24 protein-coding genes are annotated in these 25,068 nt (G+C 69.6%); 20 read left to right on the top strand and 4 right to left on the bottom strand.

Annotation, left to right across the window (positions count from 1 at the left end; genetic code table 11):
- Positions 1-356 precede the first annotated feature (356 nt).
- The 5 genes from IE239_RS37950 to IE239_RS37930 all read left to right on the top strand — a co-directional run bounded on the left by IE239_RS37950 (position 357) and on the right by IE239_RS37930 (position 6,056).
- Positions 357-1,118: a thioesterase II family protein gene (locus IE239_RS37950; RefSeq protein ID WP_190154014.1), complete on the top strand. Its 762-nt coding sequence runs from the start codon at positions 357-359 to the stop codon at positions 1,116-1,118.
- 135 nt (positions 1,119-1,253) lie between these two features.
- Positions 1,254-2,096 carry an SAM-dependent methyltransferase gene (locus IE239_RS37945; protein ID WP_190154013.1) on the top strand — a complete coding sequence of 281 codons (843 nt, stop codon included), beginning with the start codon at positions 1,254-1,256 and terminating at the stop codon, positions 2,094-2,096.
- 105 nt (positions 2,097-2,201) lie between these two features.
- Positions 2,202-3,560: a crotonyl-CoA carboxylase/reductase gene (ccrA, locus tag IE239_RS37940; RefSeq protein WP_190154012.1), complete on the top strand. Its 1,359-nt coding sequence runs from the start codon at positions 2,202-2,204 to the stop codon at positions 3,558-3,560.
- Positions 3,547-4,404, top strand: coding sequence for a 3-hydroxybutyryl-CoA dehydrogenase (locus IE239_RS37935; RefSeq protein WP_190154011.1), 858 nt, complete (start codon positions 3,547-3,549; stop codon positions 4,402-4,404). Before ccrA ends, IE239_RS37935 begins: the two co-directional genes overlap by 14 nt.
- Positions 4,405-4,973: 569 nt before the next feature.
- Positions 4,974-6,056, top strand: a complete 1,083-nt coding sequence (locus IE239_RS37930; RefSeq protein ID WP_190154010.1) for an IS110 family RNA-guided transposase — start codon at positions 4,974-4,976, stop codon at positions 6,054-6,056.
- 397 nt (positions 6,057-6,453) lie between these two features.
- Here IE239_RS37930 and IE239_RS37925 read toward each other — a convergent pair whose 3' ends face one another.
- From IE239_RS37925 to IE239_RS37910, 4 genes are all read right to left on the bottom strand, one after another.
- Positions 6,454-7,614: an acyl-CoA dehydrogenase family protein gene (locus IE239_RS37925; RefSeq protein ID WP_190154009.1), complete on the bottom strand. Its 1,161-nt coding sequence runs from the start codon at positions 7,612-7,614 to the stop codon at positions 6,454-6,456.
- A 4-nt stretch (positions 7,615-7,618) separates the two neighbouring features.
- The gene (locus IE239_RS37920) at positions 7,619-8,773 is read right to left on the bottom strand and encodes an acetyl-CoA C-acetyltransferase (protein ID WP_190154008.1); all 1,155 of its coding nucleotides are present in this window, start codon (positions 8,771-8,773) and stop codon (positions 7,619-7,621) included.
- A gap of 68 nt (positions 8,774-8,841) precedes the next feature.
- Positions 8,842-9,447, bottom strand: coding sequence for a TetR/AcrR family transcriptional regulator (locus IE239_RS37915; protein ID WP_190154007.1), 606 nt, complete (start codon positions 9,445-9,447; stop codon positions 8,842-8,844).
- A 36-nt stretch (positions 9,448-9,483) separates the two neighbouring features.
- Positions 9,484-10,284: an SDR family NAD(P)-dependent oxidoreductase gene (locus IE239_RS37910; RefSeq protein WP_190154006.1), complete on the bottom strand. Its 801-nt coding sequence runs from the start codon at positions 10,282-10,284 to the stop codon at positions 9,484-9,486.
- Positions 10,285-10,387: 103 nt separating this feature from the next.
- On the opposite strand from IE239_RS37910, the gene IE239_RS37905 reads away from it, so the two are divergent.
- From IE239_RS37905 to IE239_RS37835, 15 genes are all read left to right on the top strand, one after another.
- Positions 10,388-10,840: a MaoC family dehydratase gene (locus tag IE239_RS37905; RefSeq protein WP_190154005.1), complete on the top strand. Its 453-nt coding sequence runs from the start codon at positions 10,388-10,390 to the stop codon at positions 10,838-10,840.
- A complete protein-coding gene (fabG, locus tag IE239_RS37900) occupies positions 10,840-11,613 on the top strand; it encodes a 3-oxoacyl-ACP reductase FabG (protein WP_190154004.1) in 774 nt (257 codons plus the stop codon). The genes IE239_RS37905 and fabG overlap by 1 nt, the downstream gene beginning before the upstream one ends.
- Positions 11,610-12,392 (top strand): enoyl-CoA hydratase/isomerase family protein, encoded by a 783-nt coding sequence (locus tag IE239_RS37895; protein ID WP_229878665.1) that lies wholly within the window; start codon positions 11,610-11,612, stop codon positions 12,390-12,392. The genes fabG and IE239_RS37895 overlap by 4 nt, the downstream gene beginning before the upstream one ends.
- 1 nt (position 12,393) lies before the next feature.
- Entirely contained in the window at positions 12,394-13,203 is an 810-nt protein-coding gene (locus IE239_RS37890; protein ID WP_190154003.1) for an enoyl-CoA hydratase/isomerase family protein, read from the top strand.
- Between the two features lie 9 nt (positions 13,204-13,212).
- The gene (locus IE239_RS37885) at positions 13,213-14,019 is read left to right on the top strand and encodes an enoyl-CoA hydratase/isomerase family protein (protein WP_190154002.1); all 807 of its coding nucleotides are present in this window, start codon (positions 13,213-13,215) and stop codon (positions 14,017-14,019) included.
- A 2-nt stretch (positions 14,020-14,021) separates the two neighbouring features.
- Positions 14,022-15,641 carry a class I adenylate-forming enzyme family protein gene (locus IE239_RS37880; RefSeq protein WP_190154001.1) on the top strand — a complete coding sequence of 540 codons (1,620 nt, stop codon included), beginning with the start codon at positions 14,022-14,024 and terminating at the stop codon, positions 15,639-15,641.
- 330 nt (positions 15,642-15,971) lie between these two features.
- Complete coding sequence (locus IE239_RS37875) at positions 15,972-16,628, top strand: class I adenylate-forming enzyme family protein (RefSeq protein WP_229878664.1); 657 nt, start codon at positions 15,972-15,974, stop codon at positions 16,626-16,628.
- Positions 16,625-17,902, top strand: coding sequence for an aromatic ring-hydroxylating oxygenase subunit alpha (locus IE239_RS37870; RefSeq protein ID WP_190153999.1), 1,278 nt, complete (start codon positions 16,625-16,627; stop codon positions 17,900-17,902). The genes IE239_RS37875 and IE239_RS37870 overlap by 4 nt, the downstream gene beginning before the upstream one ends.
- Complete coding sequence (locus IE239_RS37865) at positions 17,899-18,408, top strand: aromatic-ring-hydroxylating dioxygenase subunit beta (RefSeq protein WP_190153998.1); 510 nt, start codon at positions 17,899-17,901, stop codon at positions 18,406-18,408. Before IE239_RS37870 ends, IE239_RS37865 begins: the two co-directional genes overlap by 4 nt.
- 11 nt (positions 18,409-18,419) lie before the next feature.
- The gene (locus IE239_RS37860) at positions 18,420-18,689 is read left to right on the top strand and encodes a hypothetical protein (RefSeq protein ID WP_229878663.1); all 270 of its coding nucleotides are present in this window, start codon (positions 18,420-18,422) and stop codon (positions 18,687-18,689) included.
- 11 nt (positions 18,690-18,700) lie between these two features.
- Positions 18,701-19,963 (top strand): acetyl-CoA hydrolase/transferase family protein, encoded by a 1,263-nt coding sequence (locus IE239_RS37855; RefSeq protein ID WP_190153997.1) that lies wholly within the window; start codon positions 18,701-18,703, stop codon positions 19,961-19,963.
- A gap of 5 nt (positions 19,964-19,968) precedes the next feature.
- Entirely contained in the window at positions 19,969-21,174 is a 1,206-nt protein-coding gene (locus tag IE239_RS37850) for an acetyl-CoA C-acetyltransferase (RefSeq protein ID WP_190154017.1), read from the top strand.
- A gap of 5 nt (positions 21,175-21,179) precedes the next feature.
- Positions 21,180-22,598 (top strand): OB-fold domain-containing protein, encoded by a 1,419-nt coding sequence (locus IE239_RS37845; protein WP_190153996.1) that lies wholly within the window; start codon positions 21,180-21,182, stop codon positions 22,596-22,598.
- The gene (locus tag IE239_RS37840; RefSeq protein WP_190153995.1) at positions 22,595-23,788 is read left to right on the top strand and encodes an acetyl-CoA acetyltransferase; all 1,194 of its coding nucleotides are present in this window, start codon (positions 22,595-22,597) and stop codon (positions 23,786-23,788) included. The genes IE239_RS37845 and IE239_RS37840 overlap by 4 nt, the downstream gene beginning before the upstream one ends.
- A 77-nt stretch (positions 23,789-23,865) precedes the next feature.
- A complete protein-coding gene (locus IE239_RS37835) occupies positions 23,866-25,068 on the top strand; it encodes an enoyl-CoA hydratase-related protein (protein WP_229878661.1) in 1,203 nt (400 codons plus the stop codon).

Genomic DNA, 25,068 nt, shown 5'->3' with positions numbered 1-25,068 from the left:
GCTACACACTCAAGATCACACGGAACCCCGAACACCGATCCTCACCTGCGAAAACGCCCTAAATCACCGGCATTGCTGGTCAGAGGCACTTTCTGCTCTTGCGATCACCAGTCGGACAGCCCACCTCGTGAAAGCGCGAGGTTAACGTTTGCGTGATGACGCGGCGGTTGCCGTCGGAGGCTGGAGCTTGGTCTCGGTCTCGAAGGAGGACGCCGTGTCCCCTCTGTGTTCGAATCGTGCGGCCGAGTGGGGCTTTCCTTAGGGGTCCTTGAGGGCTCGCTAGGGGAGGTGAGGCGTGCCGAAGATCTATAGCCTCGCACTCGACAGGCCCTGACTCGAGCTGGAGGCTACCCGTTGTGACCCCATCGGTCGCCGACCGTGACCTCTGGTTGCGCCGGTTCGCCCCCGCGCCCCAGGCCGCCGCTCGGCTCGTCTGCTTTCCGCACGCGGGCGGCACCGCCAGCACCTACGTCCGCATGGCGCATGCGCTCGCGCCCTCGGTCGATGTATTGGCGGTGCAGTATCCCGGACGGCAGGACCGCAGGTTGGAGCCGTGTGTGACGAGCATCGCCGAGCTCGCGGACCGGATCGCGCCGGTACTGGCGGCGAGCGAAGACGGCCTTCCGCTTGTGCTGTTCGGTCACAGTATGGGCGCCTGTGTCGCCTATGAGGTGGCCCGACGCCTCCAGCGCGGCACGCGGGACGGTAGTCCGCACAAGCTGATCGTGTCGGGCCGGCGTGCTCCGGGCCCGGAGCGGGGCGAACGGGTCCATCTGCTCGACGATCGAGGCGTGGTCGCGGAGTTGAGGGCGCTCGGCGGTTCGGTGTCCGCCGCCCTCGACGACCCCGAGATCCTCGCCCTGGCCATGCCCGCGATCCGCGCCGACTACCGTGCTGTCGAACTCTACGCTCATGAGCCCGGTGAGCCTCTGACCTGCCCCGTGACCGCCATTACCGGAGACGCGGACCCCAAAGCGCCCGTCGACGATGTCGCTGCATGGGGGGAATACACCACCGGGCCGTTCCGACTGAGAGTCTTCCGGGGTGGACACTTCTATCTCGTCGACAACCCCGAGCCCGTTCACCGGGAATTGGCCGAGGAAGTCGCCGTGAAGTAGTCGCTCCATTGCTAGGGGCGGAATAGGAGGCGGTTGGGTTTCTTGAGTGATCATGCATCATTAAGCGGTGATCTAAAGAGAATTCGGGCAATGATGGCTTGCCCGAGTGTTCTGACGTGAGGGAAGGGGATGTACATGGCGTCACGCATAGAGGCTGATACGGAGTTGGTGGCACGTCTTTACAACTCGATCAGCTGGGTCTTCAGCAGTACTTGGGACGACAATTTCCATTTCGGTTACTGGGAAAGCCCGGACGACCAGAGTTCGGTCGCCGAGGCCACCGACCGGCTCACCGATCTACTCATCGACGCGCTGTCCGTGGCCGAAGGGGACCGGGTACTGGACCTCGGCTGCGGCGTGGGCAAACCGGCCCTGCGGCTCCATCGCCGCACCGGGGCTGAAGTGCTCGGCGTCACGGTGAGTGAGAGCCAGGTGGAGGAGGCTTCGGCGCGGGCCGCCGAGGCGGGAGCCACCGGTGCCGTGCGGTTCGAACTCGCGGACGCGATGGCTTTGCCGTACCCCGACGACTCCTTCGATGCCGTACTCGCCCTGGAGTCAATGCCTTATATGGAACGCGCGGTGGCGCTCAAGGAAATGGCCCGCGTGGTGCGTCCCGGCGGCCGGATCGCGCTGACGGATCTGCTGGAGCCTGCTCCCGTCGACGGGGTGCGCTGGCAGGCGCCCGACATCCAGCAGGTTCACCGGGCGATCCCGCTGCCCAAGGCCGAGGACTACCGCGAGTTGTGTGCCGAAGCAGGGGTCGAGGTGGTCCAGCTGCGAGACATCACCGAGCAGACTTCCTACGGAGTCCCCCGCTGGCGTGAAGAGATCTTGCGCCAGCGTGAGGCGCTCGTGGGCGATGAGGCGCAACTCGTCGAACGGTTCGGTGCCGAAGGCGCCGCCATCATCAAGGCGATGCTGGCCGCACCCGAGAAGATCACCGAATACGGCTACGTCATCCTCGTGGCCCAGGCCTGACCGCCGCGACTCCCCTAACCACCCCCTAACAGCGGATCAACCGCGAAGTCCCCCATTTTTGTTAGGGGTTGGTGGGGAGAGATATCTGCATTTAGCGTTACGAACATGGATTCTCTGACTGAAGCAGTGCTTGGCGGGGCAGCTCCCGAGACTCTCGAAAAGGAATCGCTCCCTGCGGAATATCTCGCGGCGCATCTGCGCGCGGAAGACGTGTCCGTCTTCGATGGCATGGCGGACAGGGACGTACGGCGGAGTCTTCGGGTGGGTCCGGTCCCCATGCCGGTACTCGACGTCGACGAGGTGCTGGTCGCCGTCATGGCCAGCTCGATCAATTACAACACCGTGTGGTCCGCGACCTTCGAACCTCTGCCCACATTCACGTTTCTCGAGCGACTCGGCCGGCAGGGCGGCAGCGCCGCTCGGCACGACCTGCCGTACCACGTTCTCGGCTCCGACGCCTCTGGGGTGATCGTGCGGGTGGGCCAGGGCGTACGCCGCTGGCGGGTCGGTGACCATGTGGTCGTCTCCTGCGTGCACGTCGACGACCAGGAACCCGCCACGCACGCCGACGGCATGCTCGGCGGCGAACAACGCATCTGGGGATTCGAGACCAACTTCGGTGGCCTCGCCCATTACGCCGTGGTCAGGGCGAGCCAGTTGCTGCCCAAGCCCCCGCACCTTACGTGGGAGGAGGCCGCCTGCACCATGCTGTGCGCTTCCACCTCGTACCGCATGCTGGTCAGCGACCGGGGCGCCCGGATGAAGCAGGGCGACGTCGTTCTCATCTGGGGCGCCACGGGCGGCCTGGGCGCCTACGCCGTCCAACTCGTGAAGAACGGCGGGGGAGTCGCCGTCGGCGTGGTCGGCTCCGAGGAGAAGGCCGCCCGCCTGCGCAACCTGGGCTGTGACGTTGTCATCAACCGTGAGGAGATCGGGCTTGGCGCGGTGCCCTCCTCTGGTGCGGAGACCATCGAGATGGGCAAACGGCTGGGCCGCGTCATTCGCTCCGCGACCGGGGAGGACCCGCACATCACATTCGACTACATCGGCAAGGCCACCTTCGGTATCTCGGTCTTCGTCACCCGGCGTGGTGGCACCGTCGTCACCTGTGGCTCCAGCACCGGCTACCAGCACGACTTCGACAACCGCTATCTCTGGATGAACCTCAAGCGGATCGTCGGCAGCCACGCCGCCAACCTTCAGGAACAGGCCGAGTGCAACCGGCTGTTCCGGCTCGGACAGCTGGTGCCCGTGCTCTCCTCGGTCTTCCCGCTCAGCGAAGTCGCCGAGGCCACTCGTTGGGTCCAGCAGAACCGGCACATCGGCAAGGTCGGTGTGCTCTGCCTTGCCCCGCTCACCGGCCTGGGCGTCACGGACCCCGCCCTGCGCGCGCGCATCGGGGTGCAACGTCTCAACCCCTTCCTCGACCACGGCACAATGGAGGCCGAACATGCCCGTGTATGACAAGGTCGGAATCATCGGCTGCGGCACGATGGGCGCGGGCATCGCGGAGGTATGTGCCCGCAAGGGGGTGCTCGTCCGGGCCGCCGTCGCCTCCGCAGACTCGGCGAGGCGCGGGCGCGGACGACTGCTGAAATCCCTCGACTCTGCGGTCCGCAAGGGCCGCACGACCGAGGTGGAGCGCGAGGAGATCCTCGGCCGGATCTCTTTCACCACGGATCTCGGCGCCTTCGAGGACTATGGCTTCGTCATCGAGTCCGTCACCGAGGACATCACCGCGAAACTGACCGTCTTCTCCCTCCTCGACAAGACGATGAACCGCCCTGACGCGGTCCTCGCCACCAACACTTCCTCTCTGCCCGTTGCCCGCATCGCCGCCGCCACGGCCTCTCCTGAACGGGTCGTCGGCGTTCATTTCTTCAACCCGGCTCCCGCGCTGCCCCTTGTCGAGATCGTCAGCTCCCTGCTCACCGGCGACGACACCCGCCGCGCCGCCGAACGGTTCGTCAGGGAGACGCTCGGCAAGACCCCCGTACACGCCCCAGACCGGGCCGGCTTCATAGTCAACTCCCTCCTAATCCCCTACCTACTCGCCGCGATCCGCATGCTGGAGACCGGCGTCGCCGCCGGCGCCGTCGACGACGCGATGGTCCTCGGCTGCTCCCACCCGATGGGCCCGTTGCGTCTCGCCGACCTCATCGGCCTGGACACGGTGGTCGCCATCGCCGAGGCCCTGCACGGCGAGTTCCGTGAACCGCAGTACGCGCCTCCACCGCTTCTGCGGCGCATGGTCGACGTCGGTATCCTCGGCCGGAAGACGAAGAAGGGCTTCTACGCCTACGACTGAAGCCGTTCCCGTCACCAGGCCATGGGCCCGCATCGTGGGGCGCCGGCGGGGCGAGCCGGGCCCCAATGCCCCAGCCGATCTGCTCGCGCTGCTGCTGTCGGTCACTGCTCCGGTCCCAAAGTCCCCGAGATGCCACCGCGCCTCCTCCAGAACCGCGTCAGCGGCCCTGGCGCGCGTTCAGCAAGCCTCTTGGCGACCTCCAGTAAACTCTGATGGCTTCAACTCACTGCGCCAGCATGGTAGTTGGCCGCCAGACCCGGCTGTTCTTCTCGGCTGGTACAACTTGCACCGGCTGCATAGCAGCTTCTGTGAGAGTTCTTCTGCGGCCCGGGATGGCTGCCAGTCTCGGCGCCGATGATCCGGCATGACTCGAAACATAACTGGCGCCCCGTGAGGGGCTGCCGTTCCCCCGAGATGTCTGCCGGACATCGGCGCCGACCTGGCCCACCCGTTGGCTTGATCAGCAGCTTGTCCGCCTTGCGGCGTGACTCATCACAGTTCCGCCACGCGGTGACTCCATCCAGGCCGATGCCGACCACGGTCGTCCGCCTACGAAGGAGAACAGCCGCGTGACCATGCTTGCAGAACAAGTCGACGGCGTCATCGGCGTCGACACCCACCGTGACACCCTCGCGGCTGCCGCCGTCAGCCCTATCGGTGCCGTCCTGGCCAGCACTGATTCCCCAGCCAACGCCCGCGGTTACCGGCGCCTGCTGGACTTCGCCCGTGAACACGTCCCCGGCCGGCGCTGCTGGGCGCTGGAAGGCATCGGCAGCTACGGTGCCGGACTCGCGTCCTTCCTTGACCAGGCCGGCGAGCATGTCGTCGAGGTCTGCTGGCCCAAGCGGGTCGCCAACCGAGGCGGACGCAAGACCGACATGCTCGACGCCATCCGGGCCGCCAAGGAAGCTCTTGCCACCGAGCATCTGATCCAGCCCCGGCTCCGCGGCGAGCGCGAGGCGCTGCGTGTCCTGCTCGCCACCCGCCAAGGAGCGGTCCTCGCCTCCACCGCCGCGATCAACCAGCTCAAGGCCCTGATCGTGTCCGCGCCAGACGACCTCCGCGCCGAACTGCGGAAACTCAAGCGCCCGGCCCAGATCACCTGCTGTGCTCAGTTCCGGGACCGCCCGGCCCGGAACCTTGAGCACCGGATGACGATACGGGCCCTTCGGTCCACCGCCCAGCGCATCCAGACCCTGCAAGCCGAGGCCAAAGACCTCGAGAACGAAATCCTCGCCCTGGTCAGAGAGCTGACGCCCGAGCTCCTCGACCTGCTCGGCATCGGTCCGATAACTGCCGCTCAGATCCTGGTCAGCTGGTCCCACCAGGGCCGTTTCCGGTCGGAAGCAGCCTTCGCGTCCTTCGCCGGCGTCTCGCCGATTCCCGCTTCCTCTGGGCTTACCAACCGGCACCGGCTCAACCGCAGCGGAGACCGGCAGCTCAACCGGGCCATGCACACCGTCACCCTGATCCGCATGCGGCTTGACCCCGCCACGAAGGCGTACGTCGCCCGCAGAATCACCGAAGGGAAGACCTCCCGCGATGCGCAACGATGCCTCAAGCGCGCCATCTGTCGCCAGATCTTCAAGATCCTCGAGCGGACTGACCGAACCAAGATCGGGAGCATCAAGGAACGTACTCAAGCGGCTTGACACGACATAGCAGCCTCGGGGCACTGGCCTGGCAGTGGCGCGTCGTGCTGTTCGTCGGGCCTGTGACGCTCAGGACGGATGACGTAGAACGAGACGCCGACCTCGATCGTCGCAAGGTGGGTGAAGAACTTGATCGCCATCGGCGGCGCCCGTCGGCGGATTGGTGGTCGGCAGCGGCACGGCGATCTCCCAGGCAGGTCCCGCCGTGCTGCTCGCCTACGTCGGTGTCGGCGGCGGGTGATGGGACCGCAACATCGCTCGAGGTGATCCCTTCACCTGGGGCGGCCTTGACGATTCGCTGCCGCAGCGTCGCCTCTGGTGGTCTCGTCCCGAGGCCGTGGTCGCAGTGACCACGATCCCGTCCCAGGACATCTCGCCGCATGCCCGAACGCAGACCTCAGCCACGGCCCTTCGACGCCAGGTCACGTCCGATGAGCTCCTTCATGATCTCGGTGGTGCCGCCGTAGATCGTCTGGATCCTTGTGTCGACGTATGCCCGGCCGACCGGGTATTCCTTCATGTAGCCGTAGCCGCCGTGCAATTGCAGGCACCGGTCGACGACCCGCTTCTGCAGCTCGCTCACGAACCACTTGCCCTTGGCCGCGTCCACCGGGGTCAGCTCGCCCGCGTTGTAGGCGCGCACCGAGCGGTCGACGTAGGCCTCTGCCACATCGATCTCGGTGGCCATCTCGGCGAGCTCGAAGCGGATGTGCTGAAAGTCACCGACGGGTTTGCCGAATGCCCGGCGGTCGAAGCAGTAGTCGCGGGTGAGGTCGAAGATCGCCCGGCTGGTGGCGATCGCCATGGCGGTCACTCCGAGCCGTTCCCTGGGCAGATGGCTCATGAGCTGCTGCAGGCCCGTGCCCGGGAGGCCGACCACGTTGTCGGCCGGCACGCGTACGTCCTCGAAGTAGAGTTCGGCGGTGTCCTGAGCGGGGAGTCCGATCTTGTCCAGCTTGCGGCCACGGGTGAAGCCCGGCATGTCCCGCTCGACCACGAGGAGGCTGAAACCGCGCGACCCGGCGTCGGGGTCCGTGCGCGCGGCGACGATCACCAGGTCTGCCATCATCCCGCTGGAGATGAAGGTCTTCTGGCCATTCAGGATCCAGTCGTCGCCATCGGGGCGGGCTGAGGTGCGGATGCCCCGCAGGTCGCTGCCGGTCCCCGGTTCGGTCATCGCGAGCGCGCCGATGGTTTCACCGCAGGCGAAGCCGGGCAGCCAGCGCCGCTTCTGCACGTCGTTGGTGAGATCCAGCAGGTAGTGCAGTACCAGGTCGTCCTGCAGGGCGACTGTGAGGCCGAAGGACAGCGCGTGGACGCGAGCGATCTCCTCGCAGACGACCATGCGGTAGCGGTAGTCCTTCTCGGCGGCGCCGCCGTATTCCTCGCCGATCTGCAGGCCGTAGATTCCCTGCTGCGCGGCCGCGGCGAAGACCTTGCGGTCGATCCACCGGTCGGACTCCCACCGGTCGTGGTGGGGGACGACCTCGCGGGCGAGGAACTCGCGCACGGTCTCGCGGTACTGCTCGTGGTCTTCGGTGTACAGATCTCGTCGCATTGGATCAGCCGAGCCTCTCGATGATGGTGACGTTGGCCTGGCCGCCGCCCTCGCACATGGTCTGCAGGCCGTAGCGGCCGCCGGTGCGCTCCAGTTCGTTCAGCAGGGTGGTCATCAGCCGGGTGCCGGTGGCACCGAGCGGGTGGCCGAGCGCGATGGCGCCGCCGTTGACGTTGACCCGGGCCGGGTCGGCTCCGAGGTCGGCCTGCCAGGCCAGCACGACGGAGGCGAAGGCCTCGTTGATCTCGACCAGGTCGATGTCGCCGATCGTGAGTCCGGCCTTCTTCAGGGCGTGCTCGGTGGCGGGGATGGGGGCGGCCAGCATCATCACGGGGTCGGCGCCGCGTACCGACAGATGGTGGATACGCGCTCGGGGTGTGAACCCGTGCGTGCGCACGGCCGCCTCGGAGGCGATGAGCATCGCGGAGGCGGCGTCGGAGATCTGGCTGGACACCGCGGCGGTCAGCCTCCCGCCAGGCGTCAGCGTCTTGAGCCCCGCCATCTTCTCCAGGGTGGTGTCGGGACGTGGGCCCTCGTCGGCCGTGACTCCGTCGAACGGCATGATCTCGGCGTCGAAGCGGCCCTCCGTCTGGGCGGCCAGGGCACGCCGGTGGCTCTCCAGCGCGAACTCCTCCATCACGGACCGCTCGAGGCCCCACTTCTCCGCGATCATCTCGGCGCTGCGGAACTGGGAGATCTCCTGGTCGCCGTAGCGATGCTGCCAACCCCGGGAACCGGTCCACGGGTCGGTGGCGCCGTAGGGCTCACCGGCGCCGAACGCGGACAGGATCGGGAACTGGCTCATCTTCTGCACGCCGCCGGCCACGATGAGATCGGCCGTGCCGGACATGACGGCCTGCGCGGCGAAGTGGACGGCCTGCTGGGACGAGCCGCACTGCCGGTCGATGGTCACACCGGGCACCGACTCGGGCAGTCCGGCGGCCAGCGCGCAGGTACGGGCGATGTCGCCGGCCTGCGAGCCGATTTGGTCCAGACAGCCGAAGATGACGTCGTCGATCGCGGCCGGGTCGAAGTCGCCGCGCCCGACCAGGGAACGGATGACGTGGGCGCCGAGATCGGCCGGATGGGTCTGGGCGAAGCCGCCACCGCGCCGGCCGACAGGGGTGCGCAGCGAGTCGATGATGTACGCCTCGGGCATGAGGTCCTCCAGTGGAAGGGGATGTGGGGTGAGGGGGAAGGGGATGTGGGTGACGGCGGGCCCAGAGGTCAGGGCGTGCCGAGTCCGTGTCGCACCAGGCCCTGCGCAGTGCGGATGACGGCGGTCAGCGAACCCTGTCGGGGGTTCCACCACTCCGGTGTCCAGTTGAGGGCGCCCATGACCAGCATGCGAGCCGCACGCAGGTCCAGGCCGTCCCTGATGGCTCCCGCGGCCTTCGCGGTCGCCAGCAGGTCCCGCCACAGCGCGAGATAGGCGCCGCTCTCCTCGCGCAGCCGGGCGCGTACCTCGTCGGGCAGCTGGCCGCTGTTGCGGGTGACGGCGGTGGCGAAGTCCGACAGGTCCAGCGCGACCTGGAGATGTGCCTGCACGGCGGCGCAGATCCGGTCCATCGGTGGTGTGCTGTCGGGCAGTGCGGCCAGCTCGGTCTCGACGTGTTCCCGCAGCCGCAGCTGGCCGACCACCATGACCTCGGTGATCAGTAGTTCGCGGGAGGGGAAGTAGTAGTAGACGGCGGGCGGACGCAGTCCGGCGAGGTCGGCGATGTCCGAAAGCCTGGTCGCTGCGTAGCCCTTGAGGCTCAGTACCTGGGCCGCGGCGCCGAGGATCCGGTCCCGGGTGGTCGCCGACTTCGCCTCCGGTACCGGTTTCGTCATGCTGTTCCTGCCGGTGGTGTCCACAGAGAGTGCCTCCTACGGCATCGAGTAGCCGCCGCTGACGGAGAAGACCTGGCCGGTCACCTGCCGGGCTGCGCGCTCCGAGGAGACCCAGACCACGGCGTCGGCGACGTCCTCGGCCGTGGTGAGCCGGCGGAGCGGGATCTGTTTGCGCACCGCCTCGATCTGCCGGTCGTCGAAGACGGCGTCCTGGCCGCCGACCGACCACAAGCTGCCGGTGCCGATCGCGTCGTGGCTCTCGGGGAGCACCAGTCCGGGGCAGACGACGTTCGACCGGATGCCGTGTCGGCCGTGCTCCCGGGCGACGGTGCGGGCCAGCGCGATCAGCGCGGCCTTGGTCGCCCCGTACACCCCTTGCCGTATTTCGCCGAAGGCCGCGTCGCTGGAGATGAACACGATCGATCCGCTTCCCGTCCCCCGCATCGCGGCGAGGGCGCCCTGGGTGCACTCGACGGCGCCGAACAGGTTGACGTCGACCATGCGCCGCCAGCCGTCGCGGTCGGTGTCCTCGGTGATGAATCCCGGCAGGCTCAGGCCCGCGTTGTTCACCAGGGCGTCGATCCCGCCCCAGGCCTCGACGACCCGGTCGACCATGGCCCTGCCCGATCCTTCGACTGCCAGGTCCGCCACGGCGACCTCGGCGTCGGCCGCCCCGCGCACCAGCGCTTCGACCCGCACCTTCGCGGCCTGGTCGCCGTCGATGTCGCAGATCAGCACGCGCGCGCCTTCGGCTGCGAAGCCGTGCACGATTCCGCGGCCGATGTTGGAGGCGCCGCCGGTGACCAGCACCCGCGCGCCGCCGAGTCCCAGATCCATGCTCTTTCCGCTCCCTCGCACCTCGGCCGCTTCACAACCGTTGACCCTCGACATTTATGAATCTAGATTAGATTCAAAATTCTGACCAGCCCCGGAGTGAAATATGAAGATCTTCGACGGCCTCTCCGAACTCGCAACCGCGGCGGGGGAGACCCTCGGCAGCAGTGACTGGGTCGCGGTGGACCAGGAGCGGGTCGACCGGTTCGCCGACGCCACCGGTGACCACCAGTGGATCCACGTGGACGCCGAGCGCGCCGCCCAGGGACCCTTCGGCGGCACCATCGCCCACGGTCTGCTCACCCTGTCCCTGCTGCCGGCGTTCCTGCAGCAGATCTACCGTGTCGATGGCGTCCGCATGGCGGTCAACTACGGGCTGGACAAGGTCCGCTTCCCGGCCCCCGTGCCGGTCGGTTCCAAGCTGCGAGCCACCTCCCGGATCGCCGAGGCGACGCCTCTCGACGGCGCGGTCCAGCTGAAGCTGTCCACCGTGATCGAGATCGAGGGCGGCACGAAGCCCGCCTGCGTGGTCGACTCCGTCGTGCGGTACGTCGGCTGATGGGCGGGCTGACGGGCGCGCCGGTGGGCGGGTTGGTGGCGGGCCGGTCCGCGATCGTGACCGGTGCCGGCCAGGGGATCGGACTGGAGATCGCCCGGCTTCTGCACGAGCACGGCGCGCGCGTGACCCTGGCCGATGTGGACGCCGAGCGGGCGGCGAAGGCCGCGGCGGAGATCGCAGGCGGCGACGCTGGCTCCGTACTGGGGCTGGGCTGCGACGTCACCGACGAGATGTCGGTCGAGAACGCGGTGCGGCACACCGCCGAGCGTTTCGGAACCCTGGACATCCTGGTCAACAACGCCGGCATCACCCGCGATGCCTCGCTGCGCAGAATGAGCGCCGCGGACTTCGACGCCGTGATCGGGGTCCACCTCAAGGGGACCTGGCTCGGGTTGCGGGCGGCGTCAGCGGTGATGCGCGAGGCCGGACGAGGATCGATCGTGAACATCTCCTCGCTGTCCGGGAAGTCCGGCAACCCCGGACAGACCAACTACAGCGCCGCCAAGGCGGGCATCGTGGGTCTGACGAAGGCGGCGGCCAAGGAACTCGCCCATCGCGGAGTCCGGGTCAACGCGGTGCAGCCGGGCCTGATCCGTACCGCCATGACCGAGGCGATGCCGCCGGAGGTTTTCGCGGCACGCGAGGCCGACATCCCCATGAAGCGGGCGGGGCAGCCCAGAGAGGTCGCCGGGGCCGTCCTGTTCCTCGCGTCCGATCTGTCGAGCTACATGACCGGCGCGGTCCTGGAAGTGGGCGGCGGGCGATTGATGTGAGTACCCAGGTCGCACACGTCGTACGAACCCGCACGGACGGTGCGGTGGGCCACATCCTGCTCGACCGTCCCGAAGCGATGAACGCGATCACGGTCGAACTCGGCCGCCAACTGCGGGACGCGCTGACGGAACTCGCCGCCTCGGCGCGGGTCATCCTGATCCGCGGCGCGGGCGGCAACTTCTCGGTCGGCGGCGACTTCAGGGAACTGGAGCGGCTGCGGGCCGGGGGGCCGGAGACGATGGCGCCGCTCTTCGACAACTTCGGCCGGGCCTGCGCGGTGATCGCGACCCTGCCCGTCCCCGTGGTGGCGGTGGTCGAGGGCTACGCGATGGCCGGCGGATTCGAACTGATGCAGTCCTGCGACATCGCGCTGGTGCACGAACGGGCCACGATCTCCGACACACACACGAACTTCGGCCAGATTCCCGGTGGCGGCGGCACCCAGCGGCTGCCCCGCCTCGTGGGGCGCCAGCGGGCCCTGGCGCACATCCTCACCGGAGACCGGCTGACCGCCGCCGAGGCCGTCGACTGGGGGCTGGCCTACCGGTGCCTGCCGGACGAGGGGTTCGAGGAGGCGGTCGCACAGTTCGCCGAGCGGCTCGGCGGCAAGGACCAGCAGGCGCTCGCCACCGCCAAGCACCTGGTGCATGAGGGGCTGCGGCTGCCGCTGGAGGACGGTCTCGTCCTGGAGCAGGCCGCGGTACTTGACCACATCGGCGGGGCGGCGGCGGGCGCTGGGATCAGCACCTTCACGGCCAAAGGCACGAAAGGCACTTGAGATGACGGACAAACTGATCGACTCGGGGCCGGTCCTGCTGGACCTGGACGCCGACGGCGTCGCACGACTGCGGCTCAATCGTCCCGAGGCGTCCAACGGCCTGGACGTACCGTTGCTCCAGGCGCTCCACGCGGCCGTCATGCGCTGCCACGCCGAACCCGGCGTGCGCGTGGTGCTGATCACCGGAGAGGGCCGGCACTTCTGCGCGGGCGGCGACGTCCACACCTTCGCCGCCAAGGGCGAAGGCCTTCCGGACTATCTTCGGGAGGCGACCTCCTGGCTCCAGATCTGCACCTCCGCGCTCCTGCAGCTGCGGGCCCCGGTCATCGCCGCGGTGCACGGCTTCGCGGCCGGCGGGGGCGGGTTCGGGCTGGTCTGCTCGGCCGACTTCGTCTTCGCCGCCGAGTCGGCGAAGTTCATGTCGGGCGCGGTCCGGGTCGGTATGGCGCCCGACGCAGGGGTGTCGGTGACGCTGACCCAGCTCGTGGGCCTGCGCAAGGCGATGGAGATCCTGCTGGCCAACCCCACCCTGACCGCCGCCGAGGCGCTGGACGCGGGGCTGCTCACCAGGGTCGTACCGGACGATCGGCTGCTCGACGAGGCCCTCGCGTTCGCCCGCGACCTCGCCGCGGGCGCCCCTCTCGCGTTGGCGGCGACCAAGCGGCTGCTGTGGAGCGGCGTCGGCGCCGGAGTGGCGGAACGGCTGTCCGAGGAGGCCCGTACGGTCGCCGAACTGTCCGGCACCGCCGATTCCAGGGAAGGGCTCGCGGCGGTGCTCGAACGCAGGCCGCCGGTCTTCACGGGACGGTGAGGGGACGCCATGACGCACAGCGATGGCAGCGATGGCAGCGATGACGACATCGTGCTGCTCCAGGACCACGGCCCGGTCCGCGTGCTGACCCTGAACCGGCCGGACAAGCGCAACGCCATCGATCTGGCCCTGCGGGTGGTGCTCGCGGAGAAGCTGGAAGCCGCGATGGCCGACACCTCCGTACGCGCGATCGTGCTGACCGGCGCCGGTGGCACCTTCTGCTCCGGCGGTGACGTCTCCACCATGCGCCGACAGGGCCCGGACGAGACCCGCCCCAGGGCTCAGGCCGCCCAGCGGGTGATCCGGGCCGTCTGGGATGGGCCCACACCGGTGGTGGCGGCGGTCGAGGGCTTCGCGTACGGCGCCGGGGCGGCGCTCGCGCTGGCCTGCGACCGGGTCGTCGCCGCGTCCGACGCGTCCTTCAACACGGCGTTCACCGGCGTCGGACTCGCCGGCGACATGGGGATATCGGTATCGCTGCCGGCCAGAACCGGACTCGCGGCGGCCCGTCAGCTGCTGTTGCTGCCCCGCCGGATCCAGGGCCCGCAAGCCCTCGCTCTCGGGCTCGCCGACGAACTGGTCGAGCCGGGGAACGCCTTGGACTGGGCACTGGCCGATGCCGAACGGATCGCTGAGGGCCCGCCGCTCGCACTGTCCGCGATCAAGATGATGCTCGGCGCCTGCCAGGCGGGCGATCCGCGCGCGGCGCTCGATCGCGAGGTCGAGCACCAGACCCGTCTGTTCGACTCGGCGGACTTCGCCGAAGGTGTCGCCGCCTTCCACGAGCGACGCCGGCCCGTATTCAAGGGGTGCTGAACATGAGAGAGCCGCTCACCACATCACTGTGGTCAAGAGACGACAGCGTGCCCCTGGTGGAGTACACCGTCGGCTCGCTGCTCGCCGAACGCGCCAGTACCCACGGCGACGCCCTCGCCCTGGTCGGCACCGCGCACGGCACTGGTGAGCAGTGCCGGCTGACCTACCAGGACCTGTACACCGAGGCCCGGAGGGTCGCCACCGCCCTGTTGCGGCTGGCCGAGCCCGGGGAGTTCGTCGCCCTGTGGGCGCCGAACGTCATCGAGTGGCCGGTCATCCAGTACGGCGCCGCGCTGGCCGGGGTGACGCTCGTCGCGCTCAACCCGGTGCTGCGCGCCGACGAACTGGTCTACGCCGTCAACCACTCGGGGGCCGCCGTGCTCCTGCACGCGGACGTCAGCCGCGACTACGACCTCGCGGCCGTCGCCGCCTCCGTCCCGTCCCGGTGCCCCGCACTGCGCGAGGTCGTCTCCCTGTCCGCACGGGACCGCTGGCTGGCCGAATCGGCGGACCCGCCCGCCACGGCCGCCGTCCGGGACGCCGACGCACCGGTGATGCTGCAGTACACCTCAGGTACCACCGGCCTGCCCAAAGGCGTGCTGCTGCGCCACCGCTCCCTCGTCAATGTCGCGAAGCTGACCGTGGAGAGGGCGGAGACCGAGCCGGGCGCGGTGCAGGTCAACCCGCTGCCCATGTTCCACACGGCCGGCTGCGTGGTGGCCACCCTCGGATCGTTGTGGCTGGGCGGCTGCATGCTGCTCGTCGAACACTTCCGGCCCGCACCCGTACTGGAACTGATGGAGAAAGAGCAGGCCACCGTTCTGTTCTGCGTACCAGCGATACTGGGCGCACTGGTCGAGGCCGCCCGCGACACCGGCGGTACGGCAGCCGCGCTGCGCACGGTCATGGTGGGCGGCGCGAACGTGCCCGCCGCGTTGATCGAGACGACACGGCAGGTGTTCGGAGCCTCCGTGCACAACCTGTACGGCCAGACGGAGCTGGCGCCGACGCTGTCAGCCACCGGGCGTTCGGACACCCCTGAGGACCTTGCGAACACGGTGGGCCGGCCGCTGCCGCAGGTGGAATGCAAGATCGTCAATCCGATCACCGGCGCAGTGCAGCAGCTCGGCGCATCGGGGGAGATCTGCGCACGGGGCTACCAGCAGATGATCGGGTACCTGCACGACCCGGAGGCGACCGCGCGCACGGTCGACGCCGAGGGCTGGGTGCACACCGGTGACCTCGGCGTCATGGACGAGCGTGGTGTGATCACCATCACCGGGCGGCTGAAGGATCTGATCATCCGCGGTGGCGAGAACATCGCACCGGTCGAGATAGAGACGTGTCTGCTCGGGCACGAGGCCGTGCTGGAGGCGGCCGTGATCGCCCTGCCGGACGAGCAGTGGGGCGAGGCGGTCACAGCCGTCGTACGGCTCCGAGGAGAGCCTTACGACGGCTTGCGCGACGCTCTCGTTGCCCACTGCCGCGGTCGGCTGGCCAAGTACAAGGTCCCGCAGCACTGGTACGCCGCCGACGAGATGCCGGTCACGCCGGCGGGCAAGGTCCGCAAGTTCAAGCTGCGCGAGGCCGTCGCTGCGGGGATCCTGCGCCCTCTCGGGTGAGTTCGCGGAAACCAGCGGTTGCCGACTCCTCCACTCGTCGTTTAATCTAACATCAATTCAAAAAGGATGTGGCCATGGCATCGGACATCGAGCGGCGCCGCGAACACCTGCATGCCCGGTTCGAGCGCTGGACGCCACGGACCCTCGACGGGTGGCTCGACCACTGGGCCGCGCGGTATGGCGACCGTCCCTTCGTCATCACCGACGAGCGGACCGTGGGCTACGCCGAGACGGCCGAGTGGTCCGCCCGCCTCGCGGACGGCCTCGTCGCACTCGGCGTGCGCCCTGGCCTACGTCCTGGCCCAGTCGGAGTGCTCCGTATTGATCTCCATGACCGCCATCGGAGCGATGACGCTCACCCTCCCAGAGGACCCGTTGCACCGGCACGCCGGTACCGTCGGCAGACCCAAGACGGCCGGCCCGGCCGGTCTGCCGGACGGAGCTCTCGTCACGTACAAGGTGATCGACCCGCTCACCGGCGAGGACGTCCCTCCCGGAGCGGAGGGCGAGGTCTCCCGGGGCCCGACGCACATGCGGGGCTTCTGGAAGAAGCCCGAGGAGACCGCGAAGGCCCTGCGCGACGGCTGGGTGCACTCCGGTGACCTGGGCCGGGTCCGGGACGACGGCTACCTCGAAGTCACCGGCCGCACCAAGGAGTTGTACAAGAGCGGCGGTGAACTGGTCATGCCCAAGGAGATCGAGGACCTGCTCACCGGCCACCCCGCGATCTCCCAGGTGTATCTGGTGGGCGTGCCCGACGAGCGCTGGGGCGACGCAGGCTGCGCCTGCGTGGTCCGCGCACCCGGCACGGACCTCACCGCCGCGGAGGTCATCGCACTGTGCAAGGAGAGGCTGGCGCGGTTCAAGGTCCCCAAGCACGTGTTGATCCTGGACGCCGCCGAACTGCCCACCACGCCCACCGGCAAGGTGCAGAAGTTCCGGCTGGCGCAGTACGCCCAGAAGCGAATCGAGGATGGCGGAGCATGACGGCCACGCTGCCGGAGACGGCACACGAACAGACGGACAAGTACGCACGACTGATCCAGCCGACCAGGGTGCACGGGTCGCTCTACACCGACCCGGAGATCTTCGCGGAGGAACTGGAGCACATCTGGTACCGCACCTGGGTGTACGTCGGGCATGTCAGCGAGGTGCCCGAACCGGGCGACTACGTACGCAAGAACATCGGTCCGCAGGACGTCGTCATGACGCGCGACCGCGACGGCGAGGTGCACCTGCTGCTCAACCGCTGCGCCCACCGCGGCAACCTGGTGTGCGACGCGCCGAGCGGCAACTCCAACTCCTTCCGCTGCCCTTACCACGGCTGGACCTACCGCAACAACGGAGACCTTCTCGGCTACCCCTACAACAAGGGCTACGGAGGCAAGGGCAAGCTCGCCCTCGGCCTCGGCCGGATCCCCAGGGTTGCCTCCCACCAGGGCTTCGTCTTCGGCAGCTTCGCGCCCGACGGCCCGACACTCGCCGAACACCTCGGCGCCGCCGCCGGGGAACTGGACCGGCTCGCGCGCCTTTCCCCCGAGGGCGAGGTCGAGCTCACCGCCGGCTGGCTCAAGCACCGCACCCGCGCCAACTGGAAGCTGCTGGCGGAGAACGAGACGGACGGCTACCACCCGCAGTTCGTGCACGGCTCGATCTTCAGCGTCACCGGCAGCCCGATCGGCGCCCTGTACAGCGACAACTCCACCGCCGTGACCCGCGATCTGGGCGGCGGCCACAGCGAGAACGACCTGCGGCCCGAGTTCCGCCGCTTCGCCGAGCCGATGCGCTGGTTCGGTACCACCGAGGACAGGGTCCCCGATTACGTGGCACGCATGCGGGAGCTGCATGGACCGGCCGCTGAGGAGATCCTCATCGAGGGTTCCCCGCACGTGATGATCTTTCCCAACCTGTTCATCGCCGAGATCCAGCTCTTCGTCATCCAGCCGCTGTCGGTCGGTGAGTGTGTCCAGCACTCCACCGCCGTCCAGTTCAAGGGCGCACCCGAGCTGAACCGGCGGATGGTGTCGCAGTGCGTCGGCTCCGTGGGCCCGGCCGGGATGCTGCTCGCCGACGACACCGAGATGTACGAACGCAACCAACGCGGCGTCGCCCTGCGCGACCCGGAATGGGTCGACATCCGCCGGGGCGTGGAGCGAGAGCGGGCCGACGAGAACGGCTTCCGTATCGGCACGGCGACCGACGAGACAGGGATGCGGGGCTTCTGGTCCCACTACCGGAACCTGATGGAGGCGGAGAAGTGACCGCAGCAGCCACCCCGACGGCACTGGACCTGCGCCAGGTCGAGCAGTTCCTCTACCGAGAGGCGCGCCACGCGGACGAGCACGACTACGACGCCTGGGAGGCGCTGTGGACCGATGACGCCCTCTACTGGGTGCCCGCGGGCACCCCGGACGGTGACTCCGTCCAGCGGATGTCGGTGATCAGCGACAACCGCAGCCGTATCGCGACCCGCCTGAAGCAGCTCAGGACCGGGAAGCGCTATTCACAGTCACCACCGTCGAACCTCCGCCGGATCGTCTCCAACGTGGAGATCCTGGATGACGCCGACGGGGCCCGCGAGTCGGGCGACATCACGGTCGCCGCCAACTTCGTCCTGGTGGAGTCCCGTGAGCGCGGCAACGAGACCTGGGCGGGCCGCACCACATACCGGCTGCGCGTCGTCGACGAGCAGATCCGGCTGGCGTACAAGAAGGTCGTCCTGGTCAACCACGACCGGGCGCTGCCCACCCTGGCCTTCCTGATCTGAGGACCGTACAGATGACCGAGACCGAGACTGACACCGGAATCGAGACCGAGAGCGGGACCAAGTCCCTGACCGGGACCGTGGGCAGCGAATTCGCCGAGGTCGCGGTGAGTATCGACACCGCGGCCAACGGTCCCCGGCTGCGGCTGGAGGACCGGCGCACCGGACGGGTCCGGTATCTGGACGCGCTCGAACTCGAGACCCTCGTGTGGCTCCCCGACGGAGATCTGCGGCGGCTGCTGGATCCGTCGGCGCACCGCTGGCACGACGACGCGGGCAGTTGACGGGCCGGGACATGGACGACGTCACACCCGACGCGCTCGACCTCTCCCGGTACATACGGGAGGGCGACACCGTCGTCTGGGGCCAGGCATGCGCCGAGCCACAGACCCTGACCGAGCGGCTGATGCAACAGCGCGCCGACATCGGGCACTTCAGGTGCTTCCTCGGTATCCCGGCGACCGACACCGTCCGCCCGGACCACGCCGACCTGGTGTCCTTCGTCTCCTACATCGGCAGCGGCGGCAACCGGGCCCTGCACCGGGCAGGGCGGCTGGATGTGCTGCCCGCGCCCTACTCCAGCCTCCCCGGCCTGCTCGGTGCGGGCCCTCTGCGCGCGGACGTGGTGCTCGTCCAGCTCCCGCCGCCCGACGGCGACGGCCGTTACAGCCCCGGCCTGGCCGACGACTACCTGGGGGCGGCCCTACGCACCGCCCGGGTGGTGATCGCCGAGGTGAACGACCAGGTCCCGTACACGTACGGCCCCCGTACGCTCGGTGCGTCCGATCTCGACGTGGTGGTCCGCACCTCACGCCCGCCCGCCGAACTGCGGCCCGGCACACCGGACAGCGTCACCGCACGCGTCGCGGCCCGGGTGGCGGGCCTGGTGGACGACGGCGCCACGCTCCAGTTCGGCGTCGGCGCGCTCCCCGAGGCCGTGCTCGGCCTGCTGACCGACCGCCGTGACCTCGGCATCCACTCAGGTCTGATCAACGACGCGGCGATGGACCTGATCGAGGCCGGCGTCGTCACGGGCGCCCGCAAGACGCTCGACCGGGGCGAAGCGGTCGCCGGGCTGCTGATGGGCACCCGGCGGCTGTTCCGGTTCGCCCACCGCAACCCGGCGATCCAGTTGCGCGACACCGGCTACACCCACGACCCGCAGACGCTGGCGGCGCAGCACCAGCTGGTCGCCATCAACTCGGCCATCGAGGTCGACCTCTCCGGACAGGTCAACTCCGAACTGGCCGGGGGGCGTTACATCGGAGCGGTCGGCGGAGCAGGGGACTTCCTGCGTGGGGCCGCCAGGTCCCCGGGCGGCCTGCCCGTAGTCGCCCTGCCCTCCACCGCCGGCCCCGCGAGTCGTGTGGTGGCCCGGCTGTCCGGCCCGGTGAGCACCTCACGCAGCGACGCGGGACTCTTCGTCACCGAGTACGGGGTCGCCGACCTGCGCGGACAACCCCTGCGCGTACGCCGTGAACGGATGCTCGCCATCGCTCACCCCGACCACCGTGCGGCGCTGGAAGCCGCGCTCGAAGAGCAAGGAGCCCCGGCATGACCGCTATGCCCCGAGCCGCGATCGTCGCACCGTTGCGCACCCCGGTCGGTGCCTTCGGCGGGACGCTGCGCGCGCTCCCCGCACACGACCTGGCGGCCGTCGTCATCAGGGCGGTGGTGGAGCGCTCCGGCATCGACCCGGAGCGTATCGAGGACGTTTCCTTCGCCCAGTCGTACGCCAACTCTGAGGCCCCGTGCATCGGACGCTGGGCCGCCCTGAACGCCGGACTGCCGGTCGCGTTGCCCGGCTTCCAGCTCGACCGGCGCTGCGGCGGCGGACTGCAGGCCGTGGTCACCGCGGCGATGATGGTGCAGACCGGCGCCGCCGACGTGGTGCTGGCGGGCGGCGTGGAAAGCATGAGCAACATCGAGCACTACTCCACGAACGTCCGCTGGGGCACCCGCTCCGGCTCCGTACAGCTCCACGACCGGCTCGACCGCGGCCGTGAACGCTCCCAGCCGCAGGAGCGGTTCGGCCCGATCAGCGGCATGGTCGAGACCGCTGAGAACCTCGCCGAGCGATACGCGATCACCAGGGAGGAAGCGGACGCGTACGCGGCCCGCAGCCACCGGCGCGCCGCCGCGGCCTGGGGAGCAGGACGCTTCACCGACGAGATCGTGCCGGTCGAGGTACCCCAGCGGCGAGGCGAGCCCCTGCCCTTCGGACGGGACGAGGGCATCCACCCCGACTCCACCCCGCACACCCTCGCCGGACTGCGCACGGTGCTCCCGGGCGGCACCGTCACCGCGGGCAACTCCAGCCAGCAGAACGACGCCGCGGCGGCCTGCCTGGTGGTCGCCGAGGACAAACTCGACGCACTCGGCCTGGAGCCGATCGGCTTCCTGCGCGGCTGGTCGGCGGCCGGCTGCGAGCCCTCGATGATGGGCATCGGGCCGGTCCCGGCGGTCGCCAAGCTGTTCGCCAGGACCGGGATCGGCTTCGACGACCTGGACCTGGTCGAGCTGAACGAGGCGTTCGCCTGCCAGGTGCTGGCCGTCCTGAAGGGCTGGGGACTCAAGTACGACGAGGACAACGACTGGCTGAACGTCAACGGCTCGGGCATCTCGCTCGGCCACCCCATCGCCGCCACCGGGGTCCGCATCCTCGCCACGATGCTGCACGAACTGCGGCGCCGGGGCGGCAGATACGCGCTCGAAACCATGTGCATCGGCGGCGGCCAGGGCATGGCCGCGATCTTCGAGGCGGCGTGAACATCATGAGCCCGAGCCCCTACGGCATCGTCTCCTACGCCGCCTACCTCCCACGACACCGCCTTCAGCGCGAGGAGCTGGGCACCGCGCTCGGCATCAAGGCGGGGCGAGGGGCGCGGATCGCCGCCTCCTTCGACGAGGACAGCACCACCATGGGCGTCGAAGCGGCCCGACGCGCCCTGCCCGGGCGCGGCGCGCCCGACGCGCTGTACTTCGCGACCACCTCTCCCGCCTATCTCGACAAGACCAACGCCGCCGCCCTGCACGCTGCTCTCGGCCTGCCGCACGAAGCCTTCGCGACGGACCTGGCCGGCTCCGCGCGCTCCGGGATCGCCGCGCTGCGCGCCGCCTGTCTCGGTGGCGGGCTCGCCGTGCTCTCCGACGTCCGCACCGGCCGGCCCGGTTCGGCGGACGAGCGGGACGGGGGAGACGGGGCGGCGGCCTTCCTCTTCGGCGCGGCGGACGAGGCGGTCGCCGAGATCGTCGCCCACACCGCTGCCACCGCCGAGTTCCTGGACCGCTGGCGGGTTCCGGAGAACCGTGCAGGCGAGCAGTGGGAGGAGCGGTTCGGCCTGGAGCGCTATCTGCCGCTCATCGAGGACGCCGGACAGCGCGCCCTGAAGGCCGCCGGCACCGGACAGCCCGACCACGTGCTGCTCGTCTCGCCGAACGCCGCCGTCCGCAAGCGCGCCACCAAGCTCTTCCCCGCACGCCTGTCTGTGAGCGGCTCACCCCTCGGCCACACCGGAGCGGCCGACGCGGGGCTCGCCCTGGCCGACGCCCTCGACCGCGTCGGCGCCGACGAGACCATCCTGCTGCTCTCGGCGGCCGACGGCTGCGACGCCGTACTGCTGCGCACCACCGACCGGCTCCCCGCGGCCAGACAGCCCGAGCCCCTCGCCGGGCAACTCGCGGCGGGACGGCCCGTCTCCTATACGACGTACCTGACCTGGCGGGGGTGGCTGGACCGCGAGCCCCCGCGCCGGCCCGAACCCGACCGTCCGGCGGGCCCGCCGTCCGCGCGCGGGGAGCGCTGGAAGTTCGGCTTCACCGGCAGCCGCTGCGAGAACTGCGGCTTCGTCCACCTGCCGCCGGCGCGGGTGTGCAAGGAGTGCGGGGCGGTGGACGCGATGATGCCCGTGGCGCTGGCCGGAGCACGCGGAACGGTGGCGACGTACACCGTCGACCGGCTCGCGTACTCGCCCTCGCCGCCGCTGATCGACGCGGTGGTCGACTTCGACGGCGGCGGTCGTTGCACGCTGGAGATCGCCGACGGGGCGGCGGACGAATTGGCCGTCGGTACCCGGGTCGAGCCGGTCTTCCGGCGGCTGCACACCGCCGGGGGAGTGCACAACTACTTCTGGAAGGCCCGTTTGACGGCCCGTACGGCAGCGGACGTGAGTAGCAGGGAGGGCACGGGATGAGCAGCAACGGGATCCGCGACCGGGTGGCGGTCGTCGGTATGGGATGCACCCCGTTCGGCGAGCACTGGGACCGTTCGGCCGACGACCTCCTGCTCGACGCCACCCGGGAGTGTCTCGCGGCGACCCCGGCGCTGGCCGCCGAGGACGTGGACGCGTACTGGCTGGGCACCCTCGGTTCCGGGCAGTCCGGGATGACGCTGAGCCGTCCGCTGTCCCTGGACTACAAGCCCGTCACCCGGGTGGAGAACTACTGCGCCACCGGCTCCGAGGCCTTCCGCAACGCCTGCTACGCGGTCGCCTCGGGAGCGTACGACCGGGTGATGGCAGTCGGCGTGGAGAAGCTCAAGGACTCCGGCTTCTCCGGGCTGCTGCGCTCCGACCCGCCTGGCGACGGCACGGCCCCCGAATTGTCGCTGACCGCGCCGGCCGCCTTCTCCCTGCTCGATCCGGCGTACTGCGACCGGTACGGGGTGGATCCGGCCGCGATGCGAGAGGCGATGACGCACGTCGCGTGGAAGAACCACGCCAACGGGGCCCTCAACCCCAAGGCGCAGTTCCGTTCGGTGGTCTCGAAGGAGAAGATCGAGCGGGCGCCTCTGGTCGCGGGCCGGCTCGGGGTCTTCGACTGCTCGGGGGTCTCCGACGGCGCGGCCTGCGCGTTGATCGTCCGGGCCGAGGACGCCCTGCGGTACACCGACCGGCCCATGTACGTGAAGGGCCTGTCCCTGGTCGCGGGACCGGCCCGGGGCGCCATGGACCCTGGCTACGACTACACCACCTTCCCCGAGGTGGTCCACGCCGCCGCCGACGCCTACCGGCAGGCGGGGATCAGCGACCCGCGCAGCCAGATCTCGCTGGCCGAGGTGCACGACTGCTTCACGCCGACCGAGGTGGTGCTGATGGAGGACCTCGGGTTCGCCGAGCGCGGCCAGGCGTGGAAGGACGTCCTGGACGGCGCCTTCCAGCTCGACGGGCGGCTGCCGGTGAACCCGGACGGCGGGCTGAAGTCCTTCGGCCATCCGGTCGGCGCGAGCGGGCTGCGGATGCTGTACGAGTGCTGGCTGCAGTTCCGCGGCGAAGCGGGCGAGCGCCAGCTGGCCGACCCGCGCCTCGGCCTCACCCACAACCTGGGCGGGCGGCCGGGCGGATGCGTCTCGTTCGTTTCGGTCGTGGGGCCCGAACCGGGCTGAGTGAGCGGCCGTTGACCGAGGCGTTGACCTGCCTTCAGAATTTTATCTATATTAGATTCAAATCGATGGTGGAGGCTGTGAGCGTGCAACACGACCAGAAACAGGCGGTGGCCGCCGAGCTGTACCGGGCGCTTGCCGCAGGCGACCGGAAGCGGCTCGACGAGATCCTGGATCCTGCGTTCGAGGGCCGGACCACCGACGGGCTCCCGCTGGGCCTCGGTGGGACGTACGCCGGGGCCGACACCATGCGCCGGAAGTTCTGGGGCCAGATCGCCCGGAGCTACGACGCTCGGGCAGAACCTGCCGAGTACCGTCACCTGGACGATGGACAGCTCTTGGTCACCGGCCGGTACGTCGGCGAGGCACGGCAGGGCGGGGGCAAGCTCGACGCGGAGTTCTTCCACCTCCTGAGCTTCGACGAGGATCGGATCACAGGACTCGTCCAGCTGACGGACAGCGCGCGCTGGACCGACGCACTGGGGGCCCGACGGGACCTGTCGACCGTCGACTTCCGCGTCGCCGACGGGCTCGCCGAGATCCGCCTCGACCGTCCGCACGTCCGCAACGCCTTCGACCAGGCCATGGCTGACGACCTGTACGAAATCGCCCAGCGGCTGGCCGCCGATCCGGAGGTGCGGGCGGTCCTGATCACGGGCAACGGCCCCGCACTGACCGTCGGCGGCGACATCGCCGTCTTCGCGGACAACGCCGGTGCCGGTCTGCCCGGCACGTTGCGCAGGATGATCTCGCCGTATCACGAGGCGTTGCGCATCCTCAGCGGGCTCGACGCGCCGATCGTGTGCGCCGCGCACGGCGCCGTCGCGGGCGGCGGACTGGGGCTGCTGTACTGCGCGGACATCGTGCTGGCGGCCGAGGGCACCAAGTTCGCCTCCGGGTTCGCGGCGCTCGGTCTGTCCGGCGACGGCGGCAACTCCTGGTTCCTGCCGAGGCTCCTCGGGCCCCGACGGGCCGCCGAGTTCTACCTCGAACAGCGGGTGCTCGACGCGCACGAGGCCGTCGAGTGGGGCCTGGTGACGCGTGTACTGCCGGCCGGCGAACTGGCCGAAGGGGCCCTGTCCACCGCCCGGCGACTGGCCGTCGGCCCCACCCGCGCGCACGGGGAGATCCGCCGCCTGCTGCGCGAATCCTGGTCGGCCACGCTGGCCGAGCAGTTGACGGCCGAGGCGGACGCGATCGCGCGCACTGCCCGGACGTCCGACGCCTCAACGGCCGTCGCCGCCTTCATCGACAAGCACAAGCCCACATTCCAGGGACGGTAG

Source organism: Streptomyces humidus (assembly GCF_014649655.1).
Classification (GTDB): domain Bacteria; phylum Actinomycetota; class Actinomycetes; order Streptomycetales; family Streptomycetaceae; genus Streptomyces; species Streptomyces humidus.
The sequence above is the reverse complement of the archived record's forward strand: the minus strand, read 5'-3'. Positions and strand labels throughout refer to the sequence as shown.